Source organism: Blautia difficilis (assembly GCF_014297245.1).
In the GTDB taxonomy this organism is placed as follows: Bacteria; Bacillota; Clostridia; order Lachnospirales; family Lachnospiraceae; genus Blautia_A; species Blautia_A difficilis.
On record NZ_JACOQG010000001.1, the window covers coordinates 251,774 to 275,947 of the forward strand.

Genomic DNA, 24,174 nt, shown 5'->3' on the forward strand with positions numbered 1-24,174 from the left:
AAGAAAAGAGGAAATCGGTATGTCATACGTAAAAATCGGAGTTGCCGGACCTGTAGGTTCCGGAAAAACAGCACTTATTGAAGCATTATCAAGAAAGATGGCAAAGGATTACAGCATTGGTGTCATCACAAATGATATCTACACAAAAGAAGACGCCCAGTTCCTTGCAAAGAACAGCGTTCTTCCAGTAGAGAGGATCATTGGTGTAGAGACAGGTGGATGCCCTCACACAGCCATCCGTGAAGATGCTTCCATGAATCTGGAAGCAGTAGATGAGATGATGGAACGCTTCCCTGATATTGAACTTCTTTTCATCGAAAGCGGTGGAGATAACCTGTCTGCAACATTCAGTCCGGAACTGGTAGATGCAACCATCTTCGTTATTGATGTAGCAGAAGGAGATAAGATTCCGCGTAAAGGCGGTCCTGGAATCACACGTTCTGATCTTCTTGTAATTAATAAGATCGACCTGGCTCCATATGTAGGTGCAAGTCTCGAAGTAATGGAACGGGATTCTAAGAAAATGCGTGGTGACAGACCATTCCAGTTTACAAATATCCGCGGAGATGAGAATGTAGATAAAGTGGTAGAGTGGATCAAGAAAAACGTACTCCTGGAAGGAATGTAAAAGAAAATGTCTATGGATAACAAATTCGGAAAGATATCCCGTATCAGCGCCTGCGCAGCCTTAAAAGACGGAAGGACTATTCTGGAAGATCTGTCTTTTACAGCACCATACAAGATCATGATGCCTTTCGAAAAAGAAAACGGTGGGATCCAGATCATGCCGCTCTGTGCTTCCGCCGGAATTATGGCAGGCGATTCCCAGGAATTTTCCTATCATGTAAAGGAAGGTGCAGATCTGGAAGTCCTGTCCCAGTCCTTTGAGAAAATCCACAAAATGGACGAAGGCTCAGCCGCCCGAACCATCGAAGTACAGGTAGACAAAAACGCCACATTATATTACTATCCACAGCCGGTGATTCCTTTCGCACAGTCAGCCTTTGACAGCAAAATGACTATCCATCTGGAAGACGAAACCTCCCGTTTATTCCTGCTGGAGATCATCTCCTGTGGTCGAAACGCTCATGACGAACGTTTTCAGTACCGCAGATTCTCCTCAAAAGTCCTGTTGTACAGAGGAGACAAACTGATTTATCGTGATAATACCAGCTATGAACCGGACAAAATGCCCATGGAAGGAATCGGAATGTACGAGGGTTACACACATATGGCAAACCTGTTTCTTTCTAAGATCTGCAGCAGAGATGGTGAAAATTGCAGTCAGGAATCCGGAACTGTCAAAACGGCAGATTCAACAATCAATCTGGAACTTCAGGAAAAAATCTGGCAGATCCTTGACGAAGATTCAGAAATAGATGGCGGAGTTACCCGTCTCACAACCGGAGATCTGGCATTGAGAATCTTCGGTCATCGTGCTCAGAAACTGCAGCAGGTAGCGGAAAAAATCAAAAAGTTATACGAAACAGAACAGAGATAAAAAATGGCGGGATTTCCCGCCATCAGATTGTAGATAAACTTGGTGTTGGGCTATACACATTATACGTGCATAGCCTCGATCCATTCTTTTTCTTTAAATCCGGTAAGTACAAAGTCATCCCCGATTACCAGCGGTCGTTTCACCAGCATTCCGTCTGTGGCAAGAAGCTTCAGCTGTTCATCTTCAGACATATCTTTTAACTTATCTTTCAATCCCATTTCCTTATAGATCATTCCGCTTGTATTAAAGAATTTCTTCAGTGGAAGACCACTTTTGGAGTACCATTCTTTTAATTCTTCATAAGTAGGATTTTCTTCTTTAATAGCCCGTTCTTCATAACTGATATTGTGTTCGTCCAGCCATTTCAGGGCTTTCATGCAGGTACTGCATTTGCGGTAAACTAAAACTTTCATAGACATTCTCCTCGTATAGATTTATTGTGACTATTTACAGGTAATTACTTCCTCCATTATTGTTCCAGATAGATATATCATAAATTGGAAAGGGCGATTTTGCAAGAGAATGTTATGGAAGAATTGTAAGGCTTAGATTTTCATGTCAATATATCCATATACAAAAGAAAAAACAGTCCCAGTTCCCCGGAGAGGAGAAATCATGCGTGATGAGACGATATGATTCGACAGGGAAAAGAACCAGAAGAAAACGGAATATTTGAGTATTTGAACGGAATATTTGACGGTGATATAAACAGGATACAAAAATATTCACATATAAAATGGTCAGAACCATTTCAGAAGGAGGCGAGAAAAATGACAGGATTTGGAGATAGGATTTATGAAAAAGGAATGCGTACAGGAGAACAAAATGGAATACAGAAAGGAATACAGAAAGGAATACAACAAGGACGTCATGAGGGAATGATTCTGGGCGCTCTCATGAGTGGAAAAACTCCGGAAGAGGTTTCGAAGATGCTGAATCTGCCTCTGGAGGAAATAAAAAAAGTTCAGGAACAACAGATGACTGTAAACAGATAGTAGAAGAAAATTACTGCTATAAAGTCAATAGGGAACTGAGAAAATTTGAAATTGAGAGAGGCTATGCACGTTATGAGTGTATAGCCTCTTCTGCGTTGGTATTTATGTGTTTTTCTTCCATTGTGATTTCTACTGATGCATTGGCATACATCATTTTAGAACACGAAGAGAAAAATACAATGACTTTTCTATCCGACTAAAAATGGTTAATTCTAAGCGGCTTTAGGTGGTCAATTTTCCCCGCCCTAACAAAAGTATTATTTTGTGTATATTCTATCTTGTTTTGTTTATGGTGCATACACATACTAAATGGTAAAATTAAAGTAAATTTAGATATCATTTGTGACAAAGCGCACTTCAAGTTTATCAGGGCGTGAATAACTTTCTGTATATTCAACTAAATTACCATTTTCATCGTATCCTATGAATTCAATATAGTTGACGATAGAGGTGGCGCTTGGAAGATGAAGGTGCTTTTGAAGTTTTTCGCCAGCTTCTACCATCATCATTGTCTCATTAAATTTTACAGGCAAATGATTTTTGGATTTCATATAATCATAAAGCGATATGTGCTCAAAATTGTAATTATCGATATCTGAAAAAAAATGAAGAGGAACATAGGTAAACTCAATTGCAAGAGGTTCCTTGTTTCCAAGACGAATTCGATGAATACCGTATATTTCATCTTCTTCAGAAAGTCCAAGTTTATCTGCAAAGTATTTTCTGTTTTTGATTATACCTGTGCCTAAGCATTTATTGGAAATTTCAATACCAAAGTTACGAACTAAAGAGGTAAAGCTGGCATTTTTTGATTCATTTAGTACTCCTAAAGCAACTCGATTTTGTTCGGGTTTGCGGACAAAAGTTCCCTTTCCGTGAACGCGAATTAAGTAATGTTGGCTAATTAATTCGTCAAAGATGTCATGAATCAAATACCGACTTACACTATACATTGTTGCAAAATCCCGTTCGCTAGGAAGCAACTCCCCAGGAAGATATTCCTGTGTTTTAATTTTTGTAATGATACTAGATTTTATTTGTGCGGCTAATACATCATCATTGCTCATAAAACTACCTCCTTGATAAAACCAAAACGATCAATTAGCATATTATTTTCAAAAAAGACTGCAAGATGTCCTTGTTTATCATACATGAGCCCTTTGTATTTCATTAAAGGGCTATCAACAGGAATATTTAAAATTTGAGCAGTCTTTGTGTCTGCGTAAAGTAAGGTGACTTTTTGATTCGATTTTGCTAAGGTTATTTGACAATTGTTTGTAATCAAATCAATTGCAGGAGCAGAAGCAGCAATTTGTTGGGTGAGATCTGGATAGATATATTCAGGAATGTAAGTTGTATTGATACAAATTCGTTGAGCACCATCTGAATAAAGCCAAACAATTTTGTATATTTTCGATTTTTCAGGAAGTAACATTTCGCTTGCAAGATAGTTATCTGCTTCTATTTTTTTGAAATCATATAATTCGTAAGTTAATTGTCCGCTATCTTCCTCTGAATGTAAGGAAAAATTACGAATGGATTGTAAAATGCGTTTAGGCGCTACGTAATAACCACTTCGTGGTTTTGAGATAATTGTTTTATCTTGAAGTAACAGATTCAAGGCTCCACGAACAGTTAAGCGTTGTACATGAAACAGCTCTGCCAGCTTTCGTTCCGAAGGCAGTTTGTCACCTGGAAGATAGTGTTCTTCCTTTAGCATGTATTTGATTTCTTTTGATAATGCAACATCTAAAGTTAATAAATTTTTTTTCATAAGAACTCCTAATATTATAATTTACTTGTAAATGATAATCAAATTATACGTTGTCAGTTCTTAAAAAGCAAATGGAAAGGAAAAAAGAAATGAATAAATAAATATAAAAACTGGTATAGTAAATTCGAAATATGCTTCATACCAGGATAAAAGAAATATATGCATTGTGTATAAATAAATGCATTTATATTTATAAAAATACAACAATATTCAATATTCTTTACATGAAGTATTGAAAAAATAAAAAAAAGTGGTATACTAAATTTAAAAATAGTCACCAATACAAAGGAAGCGAAAGGGGAAAAAACTATGTTGAAATTTAATGAACAGAAACAGATTGAAAGTGTGAATGGAGCGCTTGCTCTGAGAAATCAAATTAATGAATTGATTGATGGAATTTGTAAAGAAGGATACAAGAATATTTGTTGGCTCGGTATCGGTGGAACATATGCATCTTGCCTCCAGGCAGAGGTTCATATGAAAGAAAAATCAAAACTTTCATTTTTTGTTGAAAACGCAGCAGAGTATTTGACAACTGGAAATAAAAAAGTTGGAGAAGGAACTATTGTAATTATTTCGTCTGTTACAGGAACAACTTCTGAAATCGTAGATGGAGTAAAAAAAGCACAGAAGAGTGGAGCAAGGGTGATTGGTTTTATTGATGTTGCTACTGCAGAACTTGCAAAACTTGTAGACTATGTGATTACATATCCTGCCAATGAACAATTGAAATTTTATATGGTAGCAGATAGATTTATGTACAATGCAGGAGAATTTCCAGAATATGAGGATTTATACAAGGAGTTGGATCAGTATTTGGCAACTGCACTTGTGGAAGTTGAAAAGGAAGCAGATGCTTTCGGAGAAGAATTTGCAAATCGTCATAAGGACGACAAAATTCATTATTTTGTTGGGGCTGGGAACCAGTATGGTGCCACATATTCTTATGCAATGTGTTATTGGGAAGAACAGCATTGGATTCGTACAAAATCTATCCACAGTGCAGAATTTTTCCATGGAATGTTAGAAATAATTGACAAAGATACACCAGTTACAGTATTTATTGGGGAAGATTCTCAGAGATCATTGAGCGAGCGCGTTGCAAACTTCTTGCCACGCATTTGTGGAAAATACAATATTATTGATACCAAGAAATTTGAATTAAAAGGAATTAGTCCAGAGTACAGAGGATATATATCACATTTAGTGATGCATGCGGTAACACAGAGAATTGATGCACATATGGAAAAAGTCAATTGTCATCCTATGGAAATCAGAAGATATTACAGACGTCTGGACTATTAAGGTGGCAAAATGGACAGAAAGATAAGAGTAGCAGCAATAGGAGATAATTGTATTGATTATTATGATTCATTGAATGAATCTTATCCAGGGGGAAACCCAGTGAATGTTGCTGTATACATAAAACGATTAGGTGGAGAAAGTTCTTATACAGGTGCTGTTGGAACTGATTCATTCGGAAAAATCATGATAAGTGCAATTCAAAATAAAGGAGTCGATACTTCTCATATTCAAGTGCTGGATGGAAAAACCGCAGTTACACATGTTGACATTGTAGATGGAGATAGAGTGTTTGGAAAATATGAAGAAGGTGTTTTGGCAGACTTTAAGCTAAGAGAACAAGACATTTCCTTTATAAAGAAACATGATTTAGCGGTTACAGGAATTTGGGGAATGATTGAAGATGAGCTTCCACTTATTTCGAAAGAAATTCCAGTTGCATTTGATTTTGCAAATAAATTTGCAAATCCAATTGTTGAGAAAGCGATTCCATATGTGACATATGCATTCTTCTCTTTTGACGAGGAATCACGCAATGAGTTTAGACAGAAATATCATAGCATGGGCTTAAAAGAAAAAGAAAATTGTATGGAACAATTAAAGGAATTCATGAAAGCAATGCAACAAAAAGGACCTAAAGTCATTATTGCAACATTGGGGAAAAATGGAAGCATTGGGTATGATGGAAATTCTTGGTATCGATTTGGAATCATAGAGTGTAAAGTTGTTGATACAATGGGTGCAGGCGACAGTTTTATTGCCGGATTTTTATATGGGATTTTGAATGGATTGAATGTTCAAGATTCGATGGAAGCAGGAGCTCAGAATAGTGCGGTAACAATAGGCTATCAAGGGGCATGGTAGAAGGAGAATATAACAAATGGGAAAAAAAATAGTGGCAATTTTATTGATAGCTACGATGGCAATGGGTATTGCAGCATGCGGAGGTTCAGGGGACAAAAAAGACGATAATACAATTACAGTATGGTGTTGGGACAAAACATTTAATATTTTTGCAATGGAAGAAGCTGCAAAAATTTATCAAGAAGATCATCAAGATGTGAAAATTGATATTGTCGAAGTTGGAGATGTAGATGTACAGTCTAGACTTACTACGGCTGGTACATCAGGAGATCTAAGCACATTGCCAGATATTTTTTTGATGCAAGACCATGCATTCCAAAAAAATGTAATATCTTATCCAGATGTATTTACAGAAATTTCTGAAAAGAAAATTGATTTTTCAGAATTTGCTTCTGGTAAAACAGATTTTTCTGTTGTAGATGGAAAACACTATGGAGTGCCTTTTGACAACGGAGCAGCAATTGCTTGTTATCGTACAGATATTTTGCAAGAAGCTGGAATGACTTTAGAAGATTTTACAGATATTACTTGGGATGAGTGGGTTGAAAAAGGCAAAGTAGTACTGGAAAAAACAGGAAAACCATTATTGACAACGTTAGCAGGCGAATGTGATTTGCTTACGATGATGTTACAGTCTGCAGGAGCATCTTTGTTTAATGAAGATGGAACAACGAATATTGCAAAAAATGACACTTTGAAGAAGGTAATTGATACATATTGTAAAATGAAAGATTCAGGTGTGTTAGAGGAAGTAAATAACTGGGATGAATACACTGGCTCAATGTTGAACAGTGAAGTTGCAGGTGTGATTAATGGGTGTTGGATTATGGGAACAATTCAGACAGCTGAGGATCAGTCAGGAAAATGGGCTATTACAAATATTCCAAAACTTACAAATGTAAAGGGTGCCACAAACTATTCAAATATTGGAGGTTCTTCCTGGGCAATCTCAGGGAATTGTGGAAACGTAGAGTTAGCAGAAGATTTTCTTGCGTCTACATTTGCTGGAAGTACAGAGTTATATGATAATATTCTCTCTTGTGGAGCAATTGCTACATGGACACCAGCAGGAGATTCTGATGAATATGCAGTACCGAATGAATTTTTCTCTGGTGATGTAGTGTTTGAAAAAATAGTTGACTATTCAACAAAAGTTCCTTCTATTATTACGGGACCATATTTCCATGAAGCAAGAGACGCAATCTCTGTTGCGACAACAAATATTACAAATGGTGCAGATTTAGAGAAAGAGCTTAAAAAAGCGGAAGATACTGTTAATTTTAATATGGGACAGTAAGAAAGGTTCCTATCATACAAGGGGATGGAATGTAGAACCATCCCCCTTATGGATAGAGAGGAGGAGTTTTTGTGTCTAACAAACCAAGAAAAATGACGTTGGAAAAAAAGCATAATTTAACAGGATGGGCTTTTTTGGCACCAGCAACATTTTTGATTGCGGTGTTTAGTTTTTGGCCAATGATCAAAGCGTTAGTTTTATCTTTTCAGACAGGGAAAGGTAGAAATATGCAGATGGCTGGATTTACAAATTACATCAGAATGTTTCAAGATGATGTATTTCTTCAGTCAATAAAAAACACATTTTTTTATTTCATTCTTCAAGTGCCCATTATGCTTGTAGTAGCGATGGTGTTAGCTTGTATTCTAAATAAAAAAGACTTACGGTTTAAAGGATTTTTCCGAACAATGATTTTTTTGCCGTGTACAACTTCATTGGTTGCGTATGCAATTATTTTTCGGTCTTTGTTTGCAAATGATGGATTAGTAAATTATGTTCTAGTGAATTTGGGAATTTTGGATAAACCATATAATTTTTTGACACAACCATTTGCGGCAAAAATGGTTATCATATTGGCTCTTTTGTGGAGATGGACAGGATATAATATGGTATTTTTCCTTTCTGGATTGCAAAACATTGAATATTCAGTATACGAAGCTGCAAAAATTGATGGAGCATCAGCAATACAGACATTTTTTAAGATTACTGTTCCATTATTAAAACCAACTATCTTGTTGACAGCAATAATGTCAACAAATGGAACATTACAGTTATTTGATGAATCAATTAACTTGACCGATGGAGGTCCTGCGAATGCTTCAATCTCTATGTCACATTACATATATAATTTATGTTTTAAGTATGTGCCGAATTTTGGATATGCAGCAGCGATGTCCTTCTTTATATTACTGTTGGTTGCAGTATTAGCATTTATACAAATGAGGGTGGGTGATAAACGTGATTAAAAAGATGAAAAATATAGGAATGTATGCATTCTTGATTTTGGTTACTTTTATTTCAGTATTTCCTTTGTACTGGATGGTAAGTGCATCCACAAACAAAAGTGTGGATGTATCAAAAGGCGTATTATCGTTTGGCTCTCATTTGGGAGAAAACTTGAAAAATCTGCTGGCAAATCAAGATGTAGGGGCTGCATTGGTCAATTCATTTAAATATGCAATATTACTTACAATAGTTTCGATGGTGATATGTTCCTTGGCAGGATATGGATTTGAAATTTATCATGATAAAGCAAAAGATGCCGTGATGGGTGTGATTCTTCTTGCAATGATGGTTCCATTTATTACGATATTGGTCCCATTGTTTCAGATGGTTGCAAAAATGAAAATGTTAAATAGTACGTTGGGATTCATTTTACCAACGGTATCAACCCCATTTTTAATCATGATGTTTCGACAGAGTGCAAGATCATTTCCTCGTGATATTATTGAAGCTGCCAGATTAGATGGACTTTCGGAAATTAGAATCTTCTTTCAGATGTTTATTCCTACAATGAAATCAACATATGCAGCGGCTATGACTATTACATTTATGAATGCTTGGAATAGTTATATGTGGCCGAAAGTAATCATGACACAATCCAAGAGCATGACAATGCCAATGGTTGTAGCAAATCTGACAGAGGGATATGTAACAGACTATGGAATGCTTATGTTGGCAGTCTTAATATGTACATTGCCTACCGCCTTAGTATTCTTTATTTTACAGAAGAATTTTGCAGAAGGTATTACTGGAGCTGTAAAATAATAAATGATATCTATAAAGAAAGGGATTAGAAATGGAATATAAAAAAATAAATATGCCAGGTCTTCTGCATGGTGGAGATTATAATCCTGAACAATGGTTAGATAGACCGGATATTCTTGAAGAGGATATCCGGTTAATGAAATTAGCGCATGTAAATAATGTTTCACTAGGAATATTTTCGTGGGCATTTTTAGAGCCAGAAGAAGGAAAATATCAGTTTGACTATTTAGAAGAAATTATTAACCGTTTATATGACAATGGCATCTATACAAATCTAGCTACACCAACAGGTGCAATGCCAAATTGGATGACTCAAAAATATCCTGAAGTAATGCAGACAGATGAAAACGGGATACAGAATTTACCAGGAAAAAGGCATAATTTTTGTTACACGTCTGCTGTTATGAGAGAAAAAACTAGAAAGTTGGATTTGAAATTATCAGAACGCTTTGGAAAACATCCAGGAGTAATTCTTTGGCATATATCAAACGAATACGGAGGAAATTTTAGGGATGCTTCTTGTCATTGCGAAGAATGTCAAAAAGCATTTCGGAAATGGTTGAAAAAAAAATACAAAACATTGGATGCATTGAATCATGCATGGTGGAGTGCGTTTTGGAGTCATACTTATACCGATTGGGAACAGATTCATTCACCTTCTCCGAGGGGAGAGGATGAATTACACGGTTTGAAATTGGACTGGAAAAGATTTGTGAGTGAACAGTTACAGGACTTTTGTAGAGAAGAGATTCGAGCTGTTAAAACATATTCGGATCTTCCAGTTACAACAAACATGATGATGTATTTTTCACCATTGAATTATGATAAATGGGCAGAGGAGTTGGATGTGATTTCTTGGGACTCTTATCCGAGTTGGCATACAAAAGAAGATGAAGTACCGATTGCTGTGTGGGCAGCCTTTATGCATAACCAGATGAGAGGATTTCAGAAGAAGCCATTTTTGATGATGGAATCAACACCATCACTTGTGAATTGGGATGAGGAAAATAATGTAAAAAGACCGGGGATGAATTACTTATCTTCAATGCAGGCAATTGCGTTAGGTTCGAATAGTGTTCTTTATTTTCAATGGAGAAAAAGCAGAGGATCGAGTGAAAAGTTTCATGGAGCGGTTGTTGATCATGATGCGTCAGAAAAGAATAGAGTTTTTCAAGAAGTTGCTTGGATTGGCAAAGATCTAGAAAAGCTAAGCAGTCAAATACTAAGTACATGTAATAGGGCGAAGGTAGCTATTATTATGGATTGGGAAAATTGGTGGGCTCTTTCTGACGCACAAGCAATATCGAGAAAATTTGATTATACGGAAGAACTTTTAAAATATTATCGGGTTTTTTGGGAAAAAGGAATTGAAGTTGATATAATTTCCATGGATCGAGAGTTGTTAGATTATCAGCTTGTGGTTGCTCCGACCTTGTACTTGCATAAAAAAGAGTATATTCATAAAGTAGAAGCATACGTGGAAGCAGGTGGAATATATGTAACAACTTATTGGAGTGGAGTAGTAAATGAAACAGATTTATGTTTTATTGGAGAGAGACCACATGAGAGATTGCTAGGATTATCAGTTGATGAGATTGATGTGGGGAATGAATATTTTCCAAATACTTTCTCCTATAAAGACGGTGTATATAAAGCCGGTGTGTTAAGAGAAGTTGTGACACTTCAAACTGCAAAGCCGTTGGGAACATACTTGCAAGATTACAATGTAAATACTCCAGCAATTACGGAAAATGTGTATGGCAAAGGAAAAGCTTACTATATTGTTGTTCAACCAGATCTGGAATTTTTGAAAGAATTTTTGGGTGATGTAATTGAGGAAGCAAATGTGGAAGCAAATTTGACGGAAACATTACCTTATGGAGTTACTGTTTCAAAAAGAAGTGGAAAAGAACAGAAAGATGATGTATATTTTCTTCAGAATTTTAACAGACATCCTGTGAAGATGGTTTTGAATGAATGTTATACAAATTTGATTACTGATGAAATCCTTACAGGTTCAATAAAACTGCAAACATATCAATGTATTGTGATGCAAAAGAAATAAGATTCCGTAATAGGGAGGAACTCACATTGAAATCAAAGGTAAAGACATTTTTAATTGATATTTTACTTGATATTGTAGGTGGTTGTTTCATTGCGATTGGAGTCTATAATTTTGCAGTGGCATCTGGATTTCCGGTAGCAGGTATATCAGGTATTGCAATCGTGTTTTATTATTTTTGGAAAATTCCAATTGGTACAATGACGACAATTTTGAATATTCCAATTATTTTAATTTGTTACAAGTTGTTGGGAAAACAATTTTTTTTAAGATCAATAAAGACAATGTTAATTTCTAATATACTGATGGACTGGGTTGTTCCATTGTTTCCAGTTTACCATGGTGATATGATGTTATCTTGTATTTGTATGAGTGTATTCTCAGGAATCGGATATGCATTAATTTACATGAGAGATACCTCTACAGGTGGAGCAGATTTTGTTTTGATGGCAATACACAAGGCAAAGCCACATATTTCTGTAGGAAAAATTATCATTGTTATGGATTTTATTATTGTAATTATTGGTGGAATTCTGATGCGTGGAAACATTGATAAGATTATTTATGGATTAATTGGAACGTATATTCTATCATTTGTCGTAGATAAGCTAATGTATGGCGTTGATGCTGGAAAACTTGCTTTGATTGTAACAGAAAAGGGACCACAAATTGCGGCAAAAATTGATGAGCTATCACAACGAGGGGCAACTTTGATTAAGGCAGAAGGAAGTTATACAGGACGTGAAAAAGAAGTATTAATGTGTGCATGTAACAATAAAGAAATGTATACGATTCAAGAAGCTGTAAAGAAAGTAGATTCATCAGCGTTTCTTGTTATAATGGAATCGAATGAAGTGCGTGGACAAGGATTCAAGCCAATATAATATAAAAATTAAGAAGTTCTAGCATGGATCGGTATAAGATTGGATCCGGAACATTATCTTTGATTATGGAACGTTATCACGCGGGAGGAATTCCGATTGAAGAACTCCAGATGATGCCACCAAAAGAGGTGGAATTACTTTTTTATCCTCAGAAAAATATTAAAAAGAAGGATATTCGGTAGTGTAAATTATTCTGTGTAAACCTCTCAGATTGATGATAAAATCATAGGTTTATAGAATACAAAATATAATGTGATGGGCTGAATGGCATTTCTTGCTGTTCAGCCCGTTGTTTATTTAGTAGCATGGATTCTATTGCATGTTTCTCAGCTTTCGGTATTCTCTCGGCGAATATCCTTTCAACTTGTGAAAAAGCCGACTGAAATAAAGTTGGTTATCATATCCGACAATCTTAGAAATCTCATTGATGGAATAGGTTGTTGTTTCAAGTAACATCTGGGCATTGTTAATTCGGATTCCCACAATAAACTGCATTGGTGTAGAACCTGTGTATTTTTTGAAGTTTCGGATAAACCAGCTGACACTCATTCCACGTGAGGCAGCATAATCATCTATGCTAATATTCTGGTTATAATTTTCACTGAAAAAGGTAACTGCGTTATCCATCTCATGATCAAGATATTCATTTTTTAATATGTGCTCTCTTGTCAGTTCCCGGTGGAAACTGATCAGAAGATGACGGAGCAGAAGGACAAGCATTTCCTCATAATTATCTTGGCAACGCTGAAGCTCGATGATAATACGCTTGAAAATCTGTTCGTATTCCATAGAGGTTCCGACCTGAAATACACGCTCTTTATCCGGGAATCCATATTGCCGTAGGATATTTTTTACATTGTTGCCTGTAAAATGAATCCAGTATACTTCTATCTTATCTTTTCCATAATATTCATATTTCTGAAGTTCCTTCGGTCTGTATAGTACAATATTACCGGCGGGGACAATCATTTCGTTATCCACATTGTCAAAATGAAAATGCCCACAACCAGCAGTGATATAGATAATCTGATAATCCAGGCGTCCCCTTGGACGGTAGGTTGGTAACTTTGGATGGCTGGAAAGGCGGTAAGTACCGCAACTTCCTACAACCAGTGGGCGACTTTTGTCTTTGAAATCCATATGGGAGTGGTTTAAATAACCGGTATTCATATACATATGGTAGCACCTCTTTTCCTTTTTTGTTATTGTATCATTTAGTGCATATTTTGTCTAATCCAATTCATAGACATGTTTTGCAGATTAGGATAAGATATATATAGCAAAACAGAGAAACGTAAACATAAAAGTAAAAGATAAGGTTTGCTGTGGAAAAACAAAGTGCAAAAAAATGTATATGTATTAAAGGAGAGTTATTTATGATTGTACCACGTTATTATGAGGATTTAAGCGTACTGCATGAAAATACAATGCCAGCCAGAGCCTATTTTATTCCGGCATCCAAAAGAATGGATAACCTGGTGGAGCACAGGGAAGAGTCAGACCGAATGCAGTTATTGAACGGAACTTGGAAGTTCCAGTATTTTAACAGTATCTATGATGTTCAGGAACCCTTCTTTGAGAAAGATTATGATACAGAAAATTTTGATGAGATTCAGGTTCCGAGTGTATGGCAGATGGCAGGATATGACACACATCAGTATACAAACATCAGATATCCGTTCCCATTTGATCCACCGTATGTACCACAGGATATTCCATGTGGAACATATGCACATACCTTTGTTTATCACAAAGATGAAAATGCACCAAAAGCTTTCTTGAATTTTGAAGGAGTAGACAGTTGCTTTTATGTATGGATCAATGGCTCTTATGTAGGGTATAGCCAGGTTTCTCATATGACCAGTGAGTTTGATATCACCGACCTCCTTCGGGACGGAGAGAACAGCATAGCGGTTCTGGTCATGAAGTGGTGTGATGGTTCCTATTTGGAAGATCAGGACAAATTCCGTATGAGTGGTATTTTCCGGGATGTGTACATTTTGAAACGCCCAAAACAGGCAATCAGTGATTATCATATTAAAACAAGAATTGAGGATATGCTTGCGAAAGTAGAAATTGAAATGAAATTCTACTCTTCGTTAAATGTAAAAATTTCGATTGAAGATAGAAACGGAGCAGTTGTAGCACTAGGAAGTATTGCTGAAGAAGGAACAGCTGTATTAGAAATCGCAAGTCCGGAACTTTGGAATACAGAAAATCCATATCTATATAAACTGATTCTTGAAACAGAGAATGAAGTAATTGTAGATCACATTGCATTAAGAAAGATAGAGATTAAAGACCAGGTAATTTATTTAAATGGACAGAAGATTAAATTCCGTGGTGTCAATCGACATGATTCTGATCCGGTTACTGGATTTACAATCAGTCTGGAACAGCTCACAACCGATCTTACGTTAATGAAGCAGCATAATTTTAATGCGATCCGTTCCAGCCACTATCCGAACGCACCATTTTTCTATGAAATGTGTGACAAGTATGGATTCATGGTAATAGATGAAGCAGATATTGAAGCTCATGGTCCATTTATGATCTACAGAAAAGAAGACACTGATTACAATCGGTTCAAACGATGGAATGAGAAGATTGCAGATGATCCGGTATGGGAAGAGGCAATCGTTGATCGCGTAAAACTCATGGTGGAACGTGACAAAAACCGTTTCTGTATTGTTATGTGGTCAATGGGAAATGAGAGTGCTTATGGCTGCAACTTTGAAAAAGCACTGGAATGGACAAAGAATTTTGATCCAGACCGTATCACACAATATGAGAGTGCAAGATACCGTAATTATGATGAAACATATGATTACAGCAATCTGGATGTGTACAGCCGGATGTACCCAGCGCTTTCCGAAATTCAGGAATATCTGGATAAAGATGGAAGCAAACCCTTCCTTTTGGTAGAGTACTGTCACAGCATGGGAAACGGACCTGGAGATTTTGAAGATTACTTCCAGATGATTCAGGATAATGATAAAATGTGCGGCGGCTTTGTCTGGGAATGGTGTGACCATGCGATTGCTCATGGAACTGCTGAGAATGGAAAGACTATATATGCTTATGGGGGCGACCATGGCGAAGAAATTCATGATGGCAACTTCTGTATGGATGGATTAGTATATCCGGACAGAACGGTACATACAGGACTTTTGGAATACAAGAATGTTTATCGCCCGGCAAGAGTTATTTCCTATAACAAAGAAAGCGGAGAACTGGTGCTTCATAACTACATGGATTTTGATGACTTGAAAGATTATGTGAAGATTAGTTATGAGCTGACACAGGATGGTCTTGTGATCAGCAAAGGCATACTTCCGGAGTTTTCTGTGGCACCACACGGGGAAGGAAAAACAAACCTGAAGATCAATGTTCCAGAGAATGGGAAATGTTATTTAAAACTTATTTACCATCTGAAAAAAGAATTGCCACTGTTGGATGAAGACCATATTCTTGGATTTGATGAAATTGAGGTAAGTAAAGCGGATACAAAATGTAAACTTGCAGAGAAATGGATACCAAAAACAGTAGTGGACTCTGAATTACAGGTAAATGAAAATGATACACAGATTCATATCAAGGGGCGTGAATTTGCTTATACCATAGACAAACGTACTGCACTCTTTACAGAGATGAAATTCGCAGGGCGGGAATACTTGAACCATCCGATGGAATTAAATATCTGGAGGGCTCCAACAGATAACGATATGTACATCAAGTCTGAATGGAAGAAAGCCCACTATGATAAGGCTTACACAAGAGCCTATACGACAGAGGTTGTGCAGGGAAAACATGGTGTGAAGATTACAAGCCATGCTTCCGTTGTGGCAGAGACAGTACAGAAGATTCTTGATGTGACGATTACATGGAAAATAGAAGCTGCTGGAAAGATTGATGCAGATATTGCAGTAACAAAAGACGATGAATTCCCGGATCTTCCGAGATTTGGTGTGAGGATGTTCCTGGATAAAAAACTTTCAGCTGTAAGATACTTTGGAATGGGACCACAGGAAAGTTATTGTGATAAACATCAGGCTGCGAGCCACGGTTTGTACCGGGCAGATGTAGGGGATTTACATGAGGACTATATCCGTCCACAGGAAAATGGAAGCCATTATGATTGTGAATATGTAGAGCTTAACAACAGCCGATATGGAATTGTGGCATCCGCAGAAAAGGCATTTTCATTCAATGCTTCTTATTATACACAGGAAGAACTTGAGAAGAAAACGCATAATTATGAATTAATAGAATCAGATAGTGTAGTATTCTGTGTTGACTACGCATTAAATGGCATTGGTTCTAATAGTTGTGGTCCAGTTGTATTGGAGCAGTACCGATTTGATGATGTATTATTCCGGTTCCAGTTTACACTGATACCGTATGTAAAGGGATAATAAAGTTTCATGTAACCCGTAAACAAGGAAAGAGAGTCTGATTGTAATGTAAAGTCCGGATATACAGAGCAATCAGACAAAAACAGAGAAAAAACTAGAATTAGACATCATACTCTGTTAGACATCTTGAAATTCTAAGTGCGATGAAGATGAGGAGCAAAGAAATTCGATGGAAGAAAAAAAGTATTTGAAATGGTATAACAAAATTGGATATGGATCAGGCGATATTGCAGGTAATGTAGTCTATGCGTTCCTGACATCTTTTATGATGGTCTATCTGACGGACTCAGTAGGACTTGCTGCAGGTGTCGTAGGTACCCTGATTGCCGTATCAAAACTATTTGATGGTTTTACGGATATATTTTTTGGATCAATGATTGACAAAACACACAGTAAAATGGGAAAAGCGAAACCCTGGATGCTATACGGATATATTGGTTGTGCCATTACGCTGGTCGGCTGCTTTGCAGTACCGGTGAGTTTGGGAACAACGGCTAAATATGCATGGTTCTTTATTTCTTATACACTGTTAAATGGTGTGTTTTATACAGCAAACAATATTGCTTATTCAGCACTTACGTCACTGATTACAAAGAACAGCAAAGAGCGTGTGCAGATGGGATCTTACCGTTTTATTTTTGCGTTTTCAACAAGTCTTCTGATTCAGGCGATTACAGTTGGATTTGTAGATAAATGTGGTGGAGATGCTGCGGCATGGAGAACGGTTGCTATTATCTATGCAATCATTGGTCTGGTCGTAAATACGATTTCAGCACTTTCTGTTAAGGAACTTCCGGAGGAAGAACTTAATGAAGGAGAAGTAAAGAATGATAATGAAAAGTATGGAATGGTACAGGCATTCAAGCTTCTTGTCAAAAACAAATATTACATGATGATTTGTGGAACATATATTTTACAGCAGTTATATGGTGCCATGATTGGAGCTGGCATTTATTACATGACATGGGTACTGAAAAATAAGAATTTGTTTGGACAATTTGCATGGGCAGTAAATATTCCACTGATCATTGCTCTGATTTTCACACCGACATTAGTTGGTAAGTGGAAAGGTATGTATAAACTGAACTTAAGAGGTTACGTCTTAGCAGTCATCGGTAGAGCACTTGTTGTTGTTGCCGGATATATGGGCAGTATTCCGCTGATGATGGCATTTACAGCTCTTGCAGCCTTAGGTCAGGGACCATGGCAGGGAGATATGAATGCAGTTATCGCATCTTGCTCTGAATACACTTACCTTACGCAGGGAAAGAGAATTGACGGAACGATGTACTCTTGTACTTCTCTTGGTGTAAAAATCGGTGGAGGTATTGGAACCGCTGTTGTTGGATGGATGCTTGAGTTCAGTGGATATGTCGGAACAAATGTAACTCAGCCACAGTCTGCACTTGATATGATGCAGTTCATGTATCTTTGGCTTCCGTTAATCTTTGATGTATTGATTATGTTTGTACTTTCAAGAATGAATGTAGAAGATGCAAATAAAAAACTGAAAGCAGAAAAAGAAATTGCTGCAGATGAAGTAACAGATGCATCAGACATAAATTAGAATTGACAGGAGAAAGCGTTGTCTGGTCATTGCTTGATGAGACAGTGCTTTTTTCTATATATAAAGTGATTGAACTGTATTTTGAAAATAAAAAAGGACCACTTCATTTTTGTGAAATGGCCTTAAGAAAATATTCAGTTTTCACAAAATAGTCCTTTTAGTATTTATACATGGTAAGGATGCTCAAAATATTCAGTGTAGAATACTAAAAGGCCATTCAGATATTTTTTTAGGTTGCTCATTTGCAATTCCTCCTTTCCTTATTTACAAGTTGATTATAAGATAGGTGTAAAAGGATTGCTTGCCAAATCGAAAGAAGATATAGACAAATGTTGCAAAGGGGAGTATTTCATGCAGTTAAAATATGTTGACACAAAAGAGGAGATCATAGCAATAAATAGGAAGTCAAAACATATTGAACCACATCTTCATAATGCACTGGAGATCGTTTGTGTAACAAGTGGAGCATTAGAACTTGGTGTCGGACAGGAACTATACCATATGGAAAAAGGAGATATAGGCTTTGTATTTCCAGATGTTATTCATCACTATCAGGCACTGACACCCGGTGTAAATAAAGCGACTTATCTGATTGCATCGCCATTTACGATAGCCAAATTTGCAGATATCATGCAATCCATGGCTCCTGAATACCCAATCATCAAAGCGGAAAAGGTTGAACCGGAAGTATATAGGGTTATAAATGCAATTTTAGAGACAGAACAGTCGGATATTACTGTTGCACAGGCATATCTTCAAATTGTGGTGGCACGCTGCATAGGAAAATTAAATTTGGTAGAAAAGAGCAGTGTGGGGAGCAACGATCTTATTTACCAGACAGTTTCCTATATATCAGCAAATTTTAAGAAGAAATTTTCGCTGGAAGAGATGGCAAAAGACCTGGGCGTGAGCAAATATGTTTTATCCAGACTCTTTTCCAAGACATTCCATAGAAACTTTAATCAATATCTTAACGATGCAAGGCTGAACTATGCATGCCATCGTTTGGAAAATACGAGTGATTCTATTACAAACATTTGTCTGGATAGTGGATTTGAAAGTCAGAGAACGTTTAACCGAGTATTTAAAGAAAGATATAAAATATCACCAAGTGATTATCGAAGTACTTGTGTGAAAGAGATGTTGTCATAAAAGGTTCTGTTGATCGAAATATTTACTTTGATTTTACAGTGCTATGTATTTGATTTCATGTGTGGATGATATAATATAAAAATATTTGTAGAAAAAAGAGTTTTACTTTATTATGAAAAGAGTAAGGTGTATTCTAAAGAAACAAGAAAGGCAGGGTGCATATGAACATGATAAAATCCATAATCGATTTTAATGAAAAAAAAGGATTCATCTGTGATATGGATGGTGTGATTTATCATGGCAATCAGATATTGCCAGGTGTTCCAGAATTCATCCAGTGGTTGCATGATGAAAAGAAAGAATATTTGTTTTTGACAAATAATAGTGGATATACACCACGGGAATTAAATCAGAAACTGGCTAGGATGGGACTTGATGTGCCAGAAGAACATTTTTATACCAGTGCATTGGCAACAGCCGCATTTTTAAAGGAACAGGCGGCAGGCTGTTCAGCATTTGTGATAGGAGAAGCAGGTCTCTTAAATGCACTTTATGATGTTGGCATTACAATGAATGATGTAAATCCGGATTATGTTGTTGTGGGAGAGGGACGCTCCTATTCATTGGATACATTAACAAAAGCAACGAATTTAGTTCTGAAAGGTGCAAAGCTGATCGGAGCAAACTCAGATGTTTCCGGACCGATTGAGAACGGCATTGCTCCTGCTTGTCGTGCATTGATTGCACCTATAGAAATGGCAACAGGTACACAGGCATATTTCTGTGGGAAACCGAATCCACTGATGATGAGAACAGGATTGAATATGCTTGGATGTCATTCAGCAGAAGCTGTAATGGTTGGGGATCGTATGGATACAGATGTAATTTCAGGAATGGAAAGTGGTATGTCTACTGTATTGGTTCTCTCTGGATGTTCAACGAAGGATACACTCAAAACTTATGCGTATCGTCCAACTATGGTTTTAAATGGTGTGGGGGATATTGCTATGTTAGCAAAGTCAAAGGCAGAGTAATAATGAATAATCTGAAGTACTAAGAGATAAACAGAGCTTGATAGACAATCGAAAATGTGGTTGTCTATCAAGCTCTGTTTGATTATGAAATTGTTTGCATTCGTATGAATATTTATTTGACAGATTTTATAATATATCTATAAGTCAATTGAAAAATAGAGAATAATACAGTAATAATCAGAAGCAAATTTAATATCTGCTGAAATCAATTTCCTGATTTTAATGCGTCTTCCAGGAATTTCACCGCATCTCTGACACAGTCATCACAGGAACGGAGTACCTTTCCGGTTTCCACACCCTTTAAGTCTTTACATATTACAGTTCCATTCTGCTGTTTAAACTGATTCATGACAGAGCGGACAGTCTGAGAGGTTCCTGCTTTATCCTGGCTAATAAGTCCTGCTACAACTGCAGCACCGGAGATTGCTCCGCATGTACCGGCCATGGTGCCAAGACCTGCACCGAATCCCTGTGTGATCTTTTTGAGTGTATCCTCATCCATGGATGCCTCTTTACAGAAAGAACAGGCCACAGCCTGTGCACAGTTATAGCCGTTATGTTTCTTTTCTACTGCTTTTTCACATCTTAAGTTTTCCATATATAAAATCCTCCTGCATATAAATTTTAAACGAAGATATAACTTATGATAGCATCTGGAGGCTGTTTTTACAACCTTCACAAAAATTTTCAATTTACAAAGATTTTACTTTAGCGTGGTTTTACATTTAACTTTGGATTTCTATAATAGCACTTGTAAATGAGGCAACAAGTTATAAAACATAAAAATATTAAAAAGGAAATGAGCCTTTCACTTTATATTAAAAACATGGCTCATGGGAAGAGGAGAAAATTATCATGAAGAAAAAAATCGCAACAATTCTTACAGCAACAGTTATCGGAGCAACAACTTTTACAACAATCGTAAGTGCAGCAAGCGGAGACATTACAGTTGTATCCCGTGAGGATGGTTCCGGTACACGTGGAGCATTCGTAGAACTGTTCGGAATTGAAGAAGAGCAGGATGGACAGAAGGTTGATATGACAACAGATGAAGCAAGTGTAACAAACAGCACATCTGTTATGATGACAACAGTTGCAGGTGATGAGAATGCAATCGGTTATATTTCACTTGGTTCTCTGGATGATACAGTAAAGGCAGTTAAGATCGACGGCGTAGAAGCTACTGTAGATAATGTTTCCAATGATTCTTACAAGATAGCACGTCCATTCAACATCCTTACATCTGATAAAGAAAGCGATGCAGCAAAGGATTTCGTAAACTACATCATGAGCTCTGACGGACAGAAGATCGTAGAAGACAACGGATATATCAAAGAAGCAGCAGATGCTAAGGCTTATGAAGCAGCAGACGGAGTTTCAGGTAAAGTAGTTGTTGCCGGTTCTTCTTCTGTAACACCGGTTATGGAGAAACTTGCAGAAGGCTATGAAGCAGTAAATAAAGACGTAACTGTAGAAGTTCAGCAGAGTGATTCCACAACAGGCGTAAACATGGCAGCAGAAGGAACAGCAGATATCGGTATGGCATCCCGTGACCTGAAGGATGAAGAGAAAGATCTTGGTCTTACAGCTACAGTCATTGCAAGAGATGGTATCGCAGTTATCGTAAACAAAGACAATGACATTGATGAACTTACAAGCAATCAGGTAAAAGCTGTATACACAGGCGAGACTACTACATGGGAAGACCTTGCTAAATAATGTAACAGATTTAGTTTCAGAGCAGTTCGCCTGTGAATGAAATAGTACAGCAGGCGGGCTGTTTATATGTTGAAAATCATATTTTCAGAATTGCTGTAAAAGTGACAGGTTATGATTTTTGATATAGGGAAAGAAAGGTGTAATGAATGAACCACTTTAAAGAAAAAGCAATGAAATGTGTATTTCTGATCGCAGCCTGTACTTCAGTGCTGGCAGTATTTCTGATCTGTGCATTTCTGTTTGCAAATGGTGTCCCGGCTATCGGGAAAATCGGTCCGCTGAAGTTCCTGCTGGGAACAAAGTGGAAGCCGTCAAATGATATTTTTGGAATCCTTCCAATGATCGTAGCAAGTATCTATGTAACTGCAGGTGCCATTCTTCTGGGTGTGCCGATTGCGTTGTTTACTTCTGTTTTTATGGCACGTTATTGTCCGAAGAAAATTTACAGACCATTGAAATCAGGAATTGAACTGATGGCAGGTGTACCTTCTATTGTATATGGTTTCTTTGGACTGATCCTTATTGTTCCTCTGATCAGACAGATTTTCGGCGGAACAGGAACCAGCATGCTGGCAGCCTGTGTTCTGCTTGGAATGATGATCCTTCCGACAATCATCGGAGTTACGGAATCTGCAATCCGCAGTGTGCCTGAGAGTTATTACGAAGGTTCATTAGCACTGGGAGCAACCAAGGAGCGAAGCATCTTTTTTGTCATGCTTCCGGCAGCAAAGTCAGGTATTCTGGCAGCTGTAGTTCTTGGAATCGGTCGTGCAATCGGTGAGACAATGGCGGTTGTAATGGTTGCAGGTAACCAGCCGAGAATGCCACAGGGAATCCTGAAAGGTGTCCGTACAATGACTGCAAATATCGTCACGGAGATGGGGTATGCAACAGGTCTTCACAGAGAAGCACTGATTGCAACAGCAGTTGTGTTATTTATCTTTATTCTTATCATTAACCTGAGTCTTTCTTTACTGAACAGGAGGGCAGAACATGCAAATTGATACAGCAGCGGCAATTGATTTGTCCAAAGAAAAAAAGCAGAATGAGTCTTCGCTCTCAGATCAGATGAAGGCATATATTAAGCATCCGGGATCAGGTGTTCTTGCATTGCTTACCCTTTTGGGTGCAGTCCTGACATTTGCATTACTGTTCTTTCTGATCGGATATATTCTGGTCAAAGGTGTACCATATCTGTCAACAGACTTATTTAGTTTAACTTACAATTCAGAGAATCTTTCCTTATTACCATCTCTGATCAACACATTTATCCTGACAGTTGTTTCACTTGTGATCGCAGCACCGCTGGGGATTTTTGCAGCAATCTATCTGGTAGAATATGCGAAAAAAGGAAGCAAGCTTGTAAATGTGATCCGTATCACAGCCGAGACACTTTCCGGTATTCCATCTATTGTATATGGCCTTTTCGGTATGTTGTTTTTCGTGACAGCACTTCACTGGGGGCTGTCACTTTTATCCGGTGCGTTTACACTGGTGATCATGATTCTTCCTCTGATCATGCGTACCGCAGAGGAAGCTTTGAAATCTGTTCCGGATTCTTACCGTGAAGCAAGTTTCGGACTTGGCGCAGGTAAGCTGCGTACAATTTTTACGATCGTTCTGCCGTCAGCAGTACCTGGAATCCTGGCTGGTGTGATTCTGGCAATCGGTCGTGTGATCGGTGAGACAGCAGCACTGATCTATACAGCAGGTACGGTTGCAGAAGTACCGAAGAATCTGATGGGTTCCGGCCGTACACTGGCACTTCATATGTATGTGCTGTCCGGTGAGGGCCTTCATATGAATCAGGCATCTGCGACAGCAGTTGTTATTCTGGCATTTGTTCTTGTGATCAATTTCCTGTCCGGAGCGGTTGCCAAACGAATTGCGAAAGGATAAGA

At 37.5% G+C, this 24,174-nt stretch carries 23 protein-coding genes; 18 read left to right on the forward strand and 5 right to left on the reverse strand.

Annotated elements, in window-relative coordinates; all coding sequences use genetic code 11:
* Positions 1-19: 19 nt before the first annotated feature.
* Both ureG and H8Z82_RS01125 read left to right on the forward strand, forming a co-directional pair.
* On the forward strand, positions 20-628 hold the full coding sequence (gene ureG, locus H8Z82_RS01120) for an urease accessory protein UreG (protein WP_008705089.1): 609 nt from the start codon (positions 20-22) through the stop codon (positions 626-628).
* A gap of 12 nt (positions 629-640) precedes the next feature.
* Entirely contained in the window at positions 641-1,501 is an 861-nt protein-coding gene (locus H8Z82_RS01125; RefSeq protein ID WP_243176359.1) for an urease accessory protein UreD, read from the forward strand.
* A gap of 59 nt (positions 1,502-1,560) precedes the next feature.
* Here the strand turns inward: H8Z82_RS01125 and H8Z82_RS01130 are convergent, their stop codons facing one another.
* Positions 1,561-1,920 (reverse strand): arsenate reductase family protein, encoded by a 360-nt coding sequence (locus H8Z82_RS01130; protein WP_186993994.1) that lies wholly within the window; start codon positions 1,918-1,920, stop codon positions 1,561-1,563.
* 351 nt (positions 1,921-2,271) lie between these two features.
* Between H8Z82_RS01130 and H8Z82_RS01135 the strand changes: the two genes are divergently transcribed.
* Entirely contained in the window at positions 2,272-2,496 is a 225-nt protein-coding gene (locus tag H8Z82_RS01135) for an RpnC/YadD family protein (protein ID WP_186993995.1), read from the forward strand.
* Between the two features lie 329 nt (positions 2,497-2,825).
* Here the strand turns inward: H8Z82_RS01135 and H8Z82_RS01140 are convergent, their stop codons facing one another.
* Positions 2,826-3,563 carry a GntR family transcriptional regulator gene (locus tag H8Z82_RS01140; RefSeq protein WP_008370857.1) on the reverse strand — a complete coding sequence of 246 codons (738 nt, stop codon included), beginning with the start codon at positions 3,561-3,563 and terminating at the stop codon, positions 2,826-2,828.
* The gene (locus tag H8Z82_RS01145; protein WP_186993996.1) at positions 3,560-4,270 is read right to left on the reverse strand and encodes a GntR family transcriptional regulator; all 711 of its coding nucleotides are present in this window, start codon (positions 4,268-4,270) and stop codon (positions 3,560-3,562) included. The genes H8Z82_RS01140 and H8Z82_RS01145 overlap by 4 nt, the downstream gene beginning before the upstream one ends.
* A gap of 309 nt (positions 4,271-4,579) precedes the next feature.
* Here H8Z82_RS01145 and H8Z82_RS01150 point away from each other — a divergent pair, with 309 nt between their 5' ends.
* The 8 genes from H8Z82_RS01150 (at position 4,580) to H8Z82_RS01185 (ending at position 12,628) form a co-directional block, all read left to right on the forward strand.
* Positions 4,580-5,575, forward strand: coding sequence for an SIS domain-containing protein (locus H8Z82_RS01150; protein WP_019163030.1), 996 nt, complete (start codon positions 4,580-4,582; stop codon positions 5,573-5,575).
* A gap of 9 nt (positions 5,576-5,584) precedes the next feature.
* A complete protein-coding gene (locus H8Z82_RS01155) occupies positions 5,585-6,436 on the forward strand; it encodes a PfkB family carbohydrate kinase (RefSeq protein ID WP_016222131.1) in 852 nt (283 codons plus the stop codon).
* A 16-nt stretch (positions 6,437-6,452) separates the two neighbouring features.
* Positions 6,453-7,733 (forward strand): ABC transporter substrate-binding protein, encoded by a 1,281-nt coding sequence (locus H8Z82_RS01160; RefSeq protein WP_186993997.1) that lies wholly within the window; start codon positions 6,453-6,455, stop codon positions 7,731-7,733.
* A gap of 71 nt (positions 7,734-7,804) precedes the next feature.
* Complete coding sequence (locus tag H8Z82_RS01165; protein WP_016222129.1) at positions 7,805-8,698, forward strand: carbohydrate ABC transporter permease; 894 nt, start codon at positions 7,805-7,807, stop codon at positions 8,696-8,698.
* Entirely contained in the window at positions 8,691-9,500 is an 810-nt protein-coding gene (locus tag H8Z82_RS01170; RefSeq protein WP_022066796.1) for a carbohydrate ABC transporter permease, read from the forward strand. Before H8Z82_RS01165 ends, H8Z82_RS01170 begins: the two co-directional genes overlap by 8 nt.
* 31 nt (positions 9,501-9,531) lie before the next feature.
* Positions 9,532-11,565 carry a beta-galactosidase gene (locus H8Z82_RS01175; protein ID WP_186993998.1) on the forward strand — a complete coding sequence of 678 codons (2,034 nt, stop codon included), beginning with the start codon at positions 9,532-9,534 and terminating at the stop codon, positions 11,563-11,565.
* On the forward strand, positions 11,541-12,446 hold the full coding sequence (locus H8Z82_RS01180; protein ID WP_186993999.1) for a YitT family protein: 906 nt from the start codon (positions 11,541-11,543) through the stop codon (positions 12,444-12,446). The genes H8Z82_RS01175 and H8Z82_RS01180 overlap by 25 nt, the downstream gene beginning before the upstream one ends.
* 23 nt (positions 12,447-12,469) lie before the next feature.
* Positions 12,470-12,628, forward strand: a complete 159-nt coding sequence (locus H8Z82_RS01185) for a hypothetical protein (protein WP_186994000.1) — start codon at positions 12,470-12,472, stop codon at positions 12,626-12,628.
* Positions 12,629-12,758: 130 nt separating this feature from the next.
* Here H8Z82_RS01185 and H8Z82_RS01190 read toward each other — a convergent pair whose 3' ends face one another.
* A complete protein-coding gene (locus H8Z82_RS01190; RefSeq protein ID WP_186994001.1) occupies positions 12,759-13,622 on the reverse strand; it encodes an AraC family transcriptional regulator in 864 nt (287 codons plus the stop codon).
* Positions 13,623-13,822: 200 nt separating this feature from the next.
* Here H8Z82_RS01190 and H8Z82_RS01195 point away from each other — a divergent pair, with 200 nt between their 5' ends.
* The 4 genes from H8Z82_RS01195 to H8Z82_RS01210 all read left to right on the forward strand — a co-directional run bounded on the left by H8Z82_RS01195 (position 13,823) and on the right by H8Z82_RS01210 (position 20,554).
* Entirely contained in the window at positions 13,823-16,861 is a 3,039-nt protein-coding gene (locus H8Z82_RS01195) for a glycoside hydrolase family 2 TIM barrel-domain containing protein (protein WP_186994002.1), read from the forward strand.
* Positions 16,862-17,030: 169 nt separating this feature from the next.
* The gene (locus tag H8Z82_RS01200) at positions 17,031-18,428 is read left to right on the forward strand and encodes an MFS transporter (protein ID WP_186994003.1); all 1,398 of its coding nucleotides are present in this window, start codon (positions 17,031-17,033) and stop codon (positions 18,426-18,428) included.
* Between the two features lie 351 nt (positions 18,429-18,779).
* A complete protein-coding gene (locus tag H8Z82_RS01205; RefSeq protein WP_186994004.1) occupies positions 18,780-19,580 on the forward strand; it encodes an AraC family transcriptional regulator in 801 nt (266 codons plus the stop codon).
* A 161-nt stretch (positions 19,581-19,741) separates the two neighbouring features.
* Entirely contained in the window at positions 19,742-20,554 is an 813-nt protein-coding gene (locus H8Z82_RS01210; RefSeq protein ID WP_004074351.1) for an HAD-IIA family hydrolase, read from the forward strand.
* A 205-nt stretch (positions 20,555-20,759) separates the two neighbouring features.
* Here the strand turns inward: H8Z82_RS01210 and H8Z82_RS01215 are convergent, their stop codons facing one another.
* Positions 20,760-21,152, reverse strand: a complete 393-nt coding sequence (locus tag H8Z82_RS01215; RefSeq protein WP_186994005.1) for a C-GCAxxG-C-C family protein — start codon at positions 21,150-21,152, stop codon at positions 20,760-20,762.
* A gap of 257 nt (positions 21,153-21,409) precedes the next feature.
* On the opposite strand from H8Z82_RS01215, the gene H8Z82_RS01220 reads away from it, so the two are divergent.
* From H8Z82_RS01220 to pstA, 3 genes are all read left to right on the forward strand, one after another.
* Positions 21,410-22,273, forward strand: coding sequence for a substrate-binding domain-containing protein (locus H8Z82_RS01220; RefSeq protein ID WP_186994006.1), 864 nt, complete (start codon positions 21,410-21,412; stop codon positions 22,271-22,273).
* Between the two features lie 146 nt (positions 22,274-22,419).
* Complete coding sequence (gene pstC, locus H8Z82_RS01225; protein WP_008705066.1) at positions 22,420-23,277, forward strand: phosphate ABC transporter permease subunit PstC; 858 nt, start codon at positions 22,420-22,422, stop codon at positions 23,275-23,277.
* Positions 23,267-24,172: a phosphate ABC transporter permease PstA gene (gene pstA / locus H8Z82_RS01230; RefSeq protein ID WP_117674898.1), complete on the forward strand. Its 906-nt coding sequence runs from the start codon at positions 23,267-23,269 to the stop codon at positions 24,170-24,172. Before pstC ends, pstA begins: the two co-directional genes overlap by 11 nt.
* Positions 24,173-24,174: the final 2 nt, after the last annotated feature.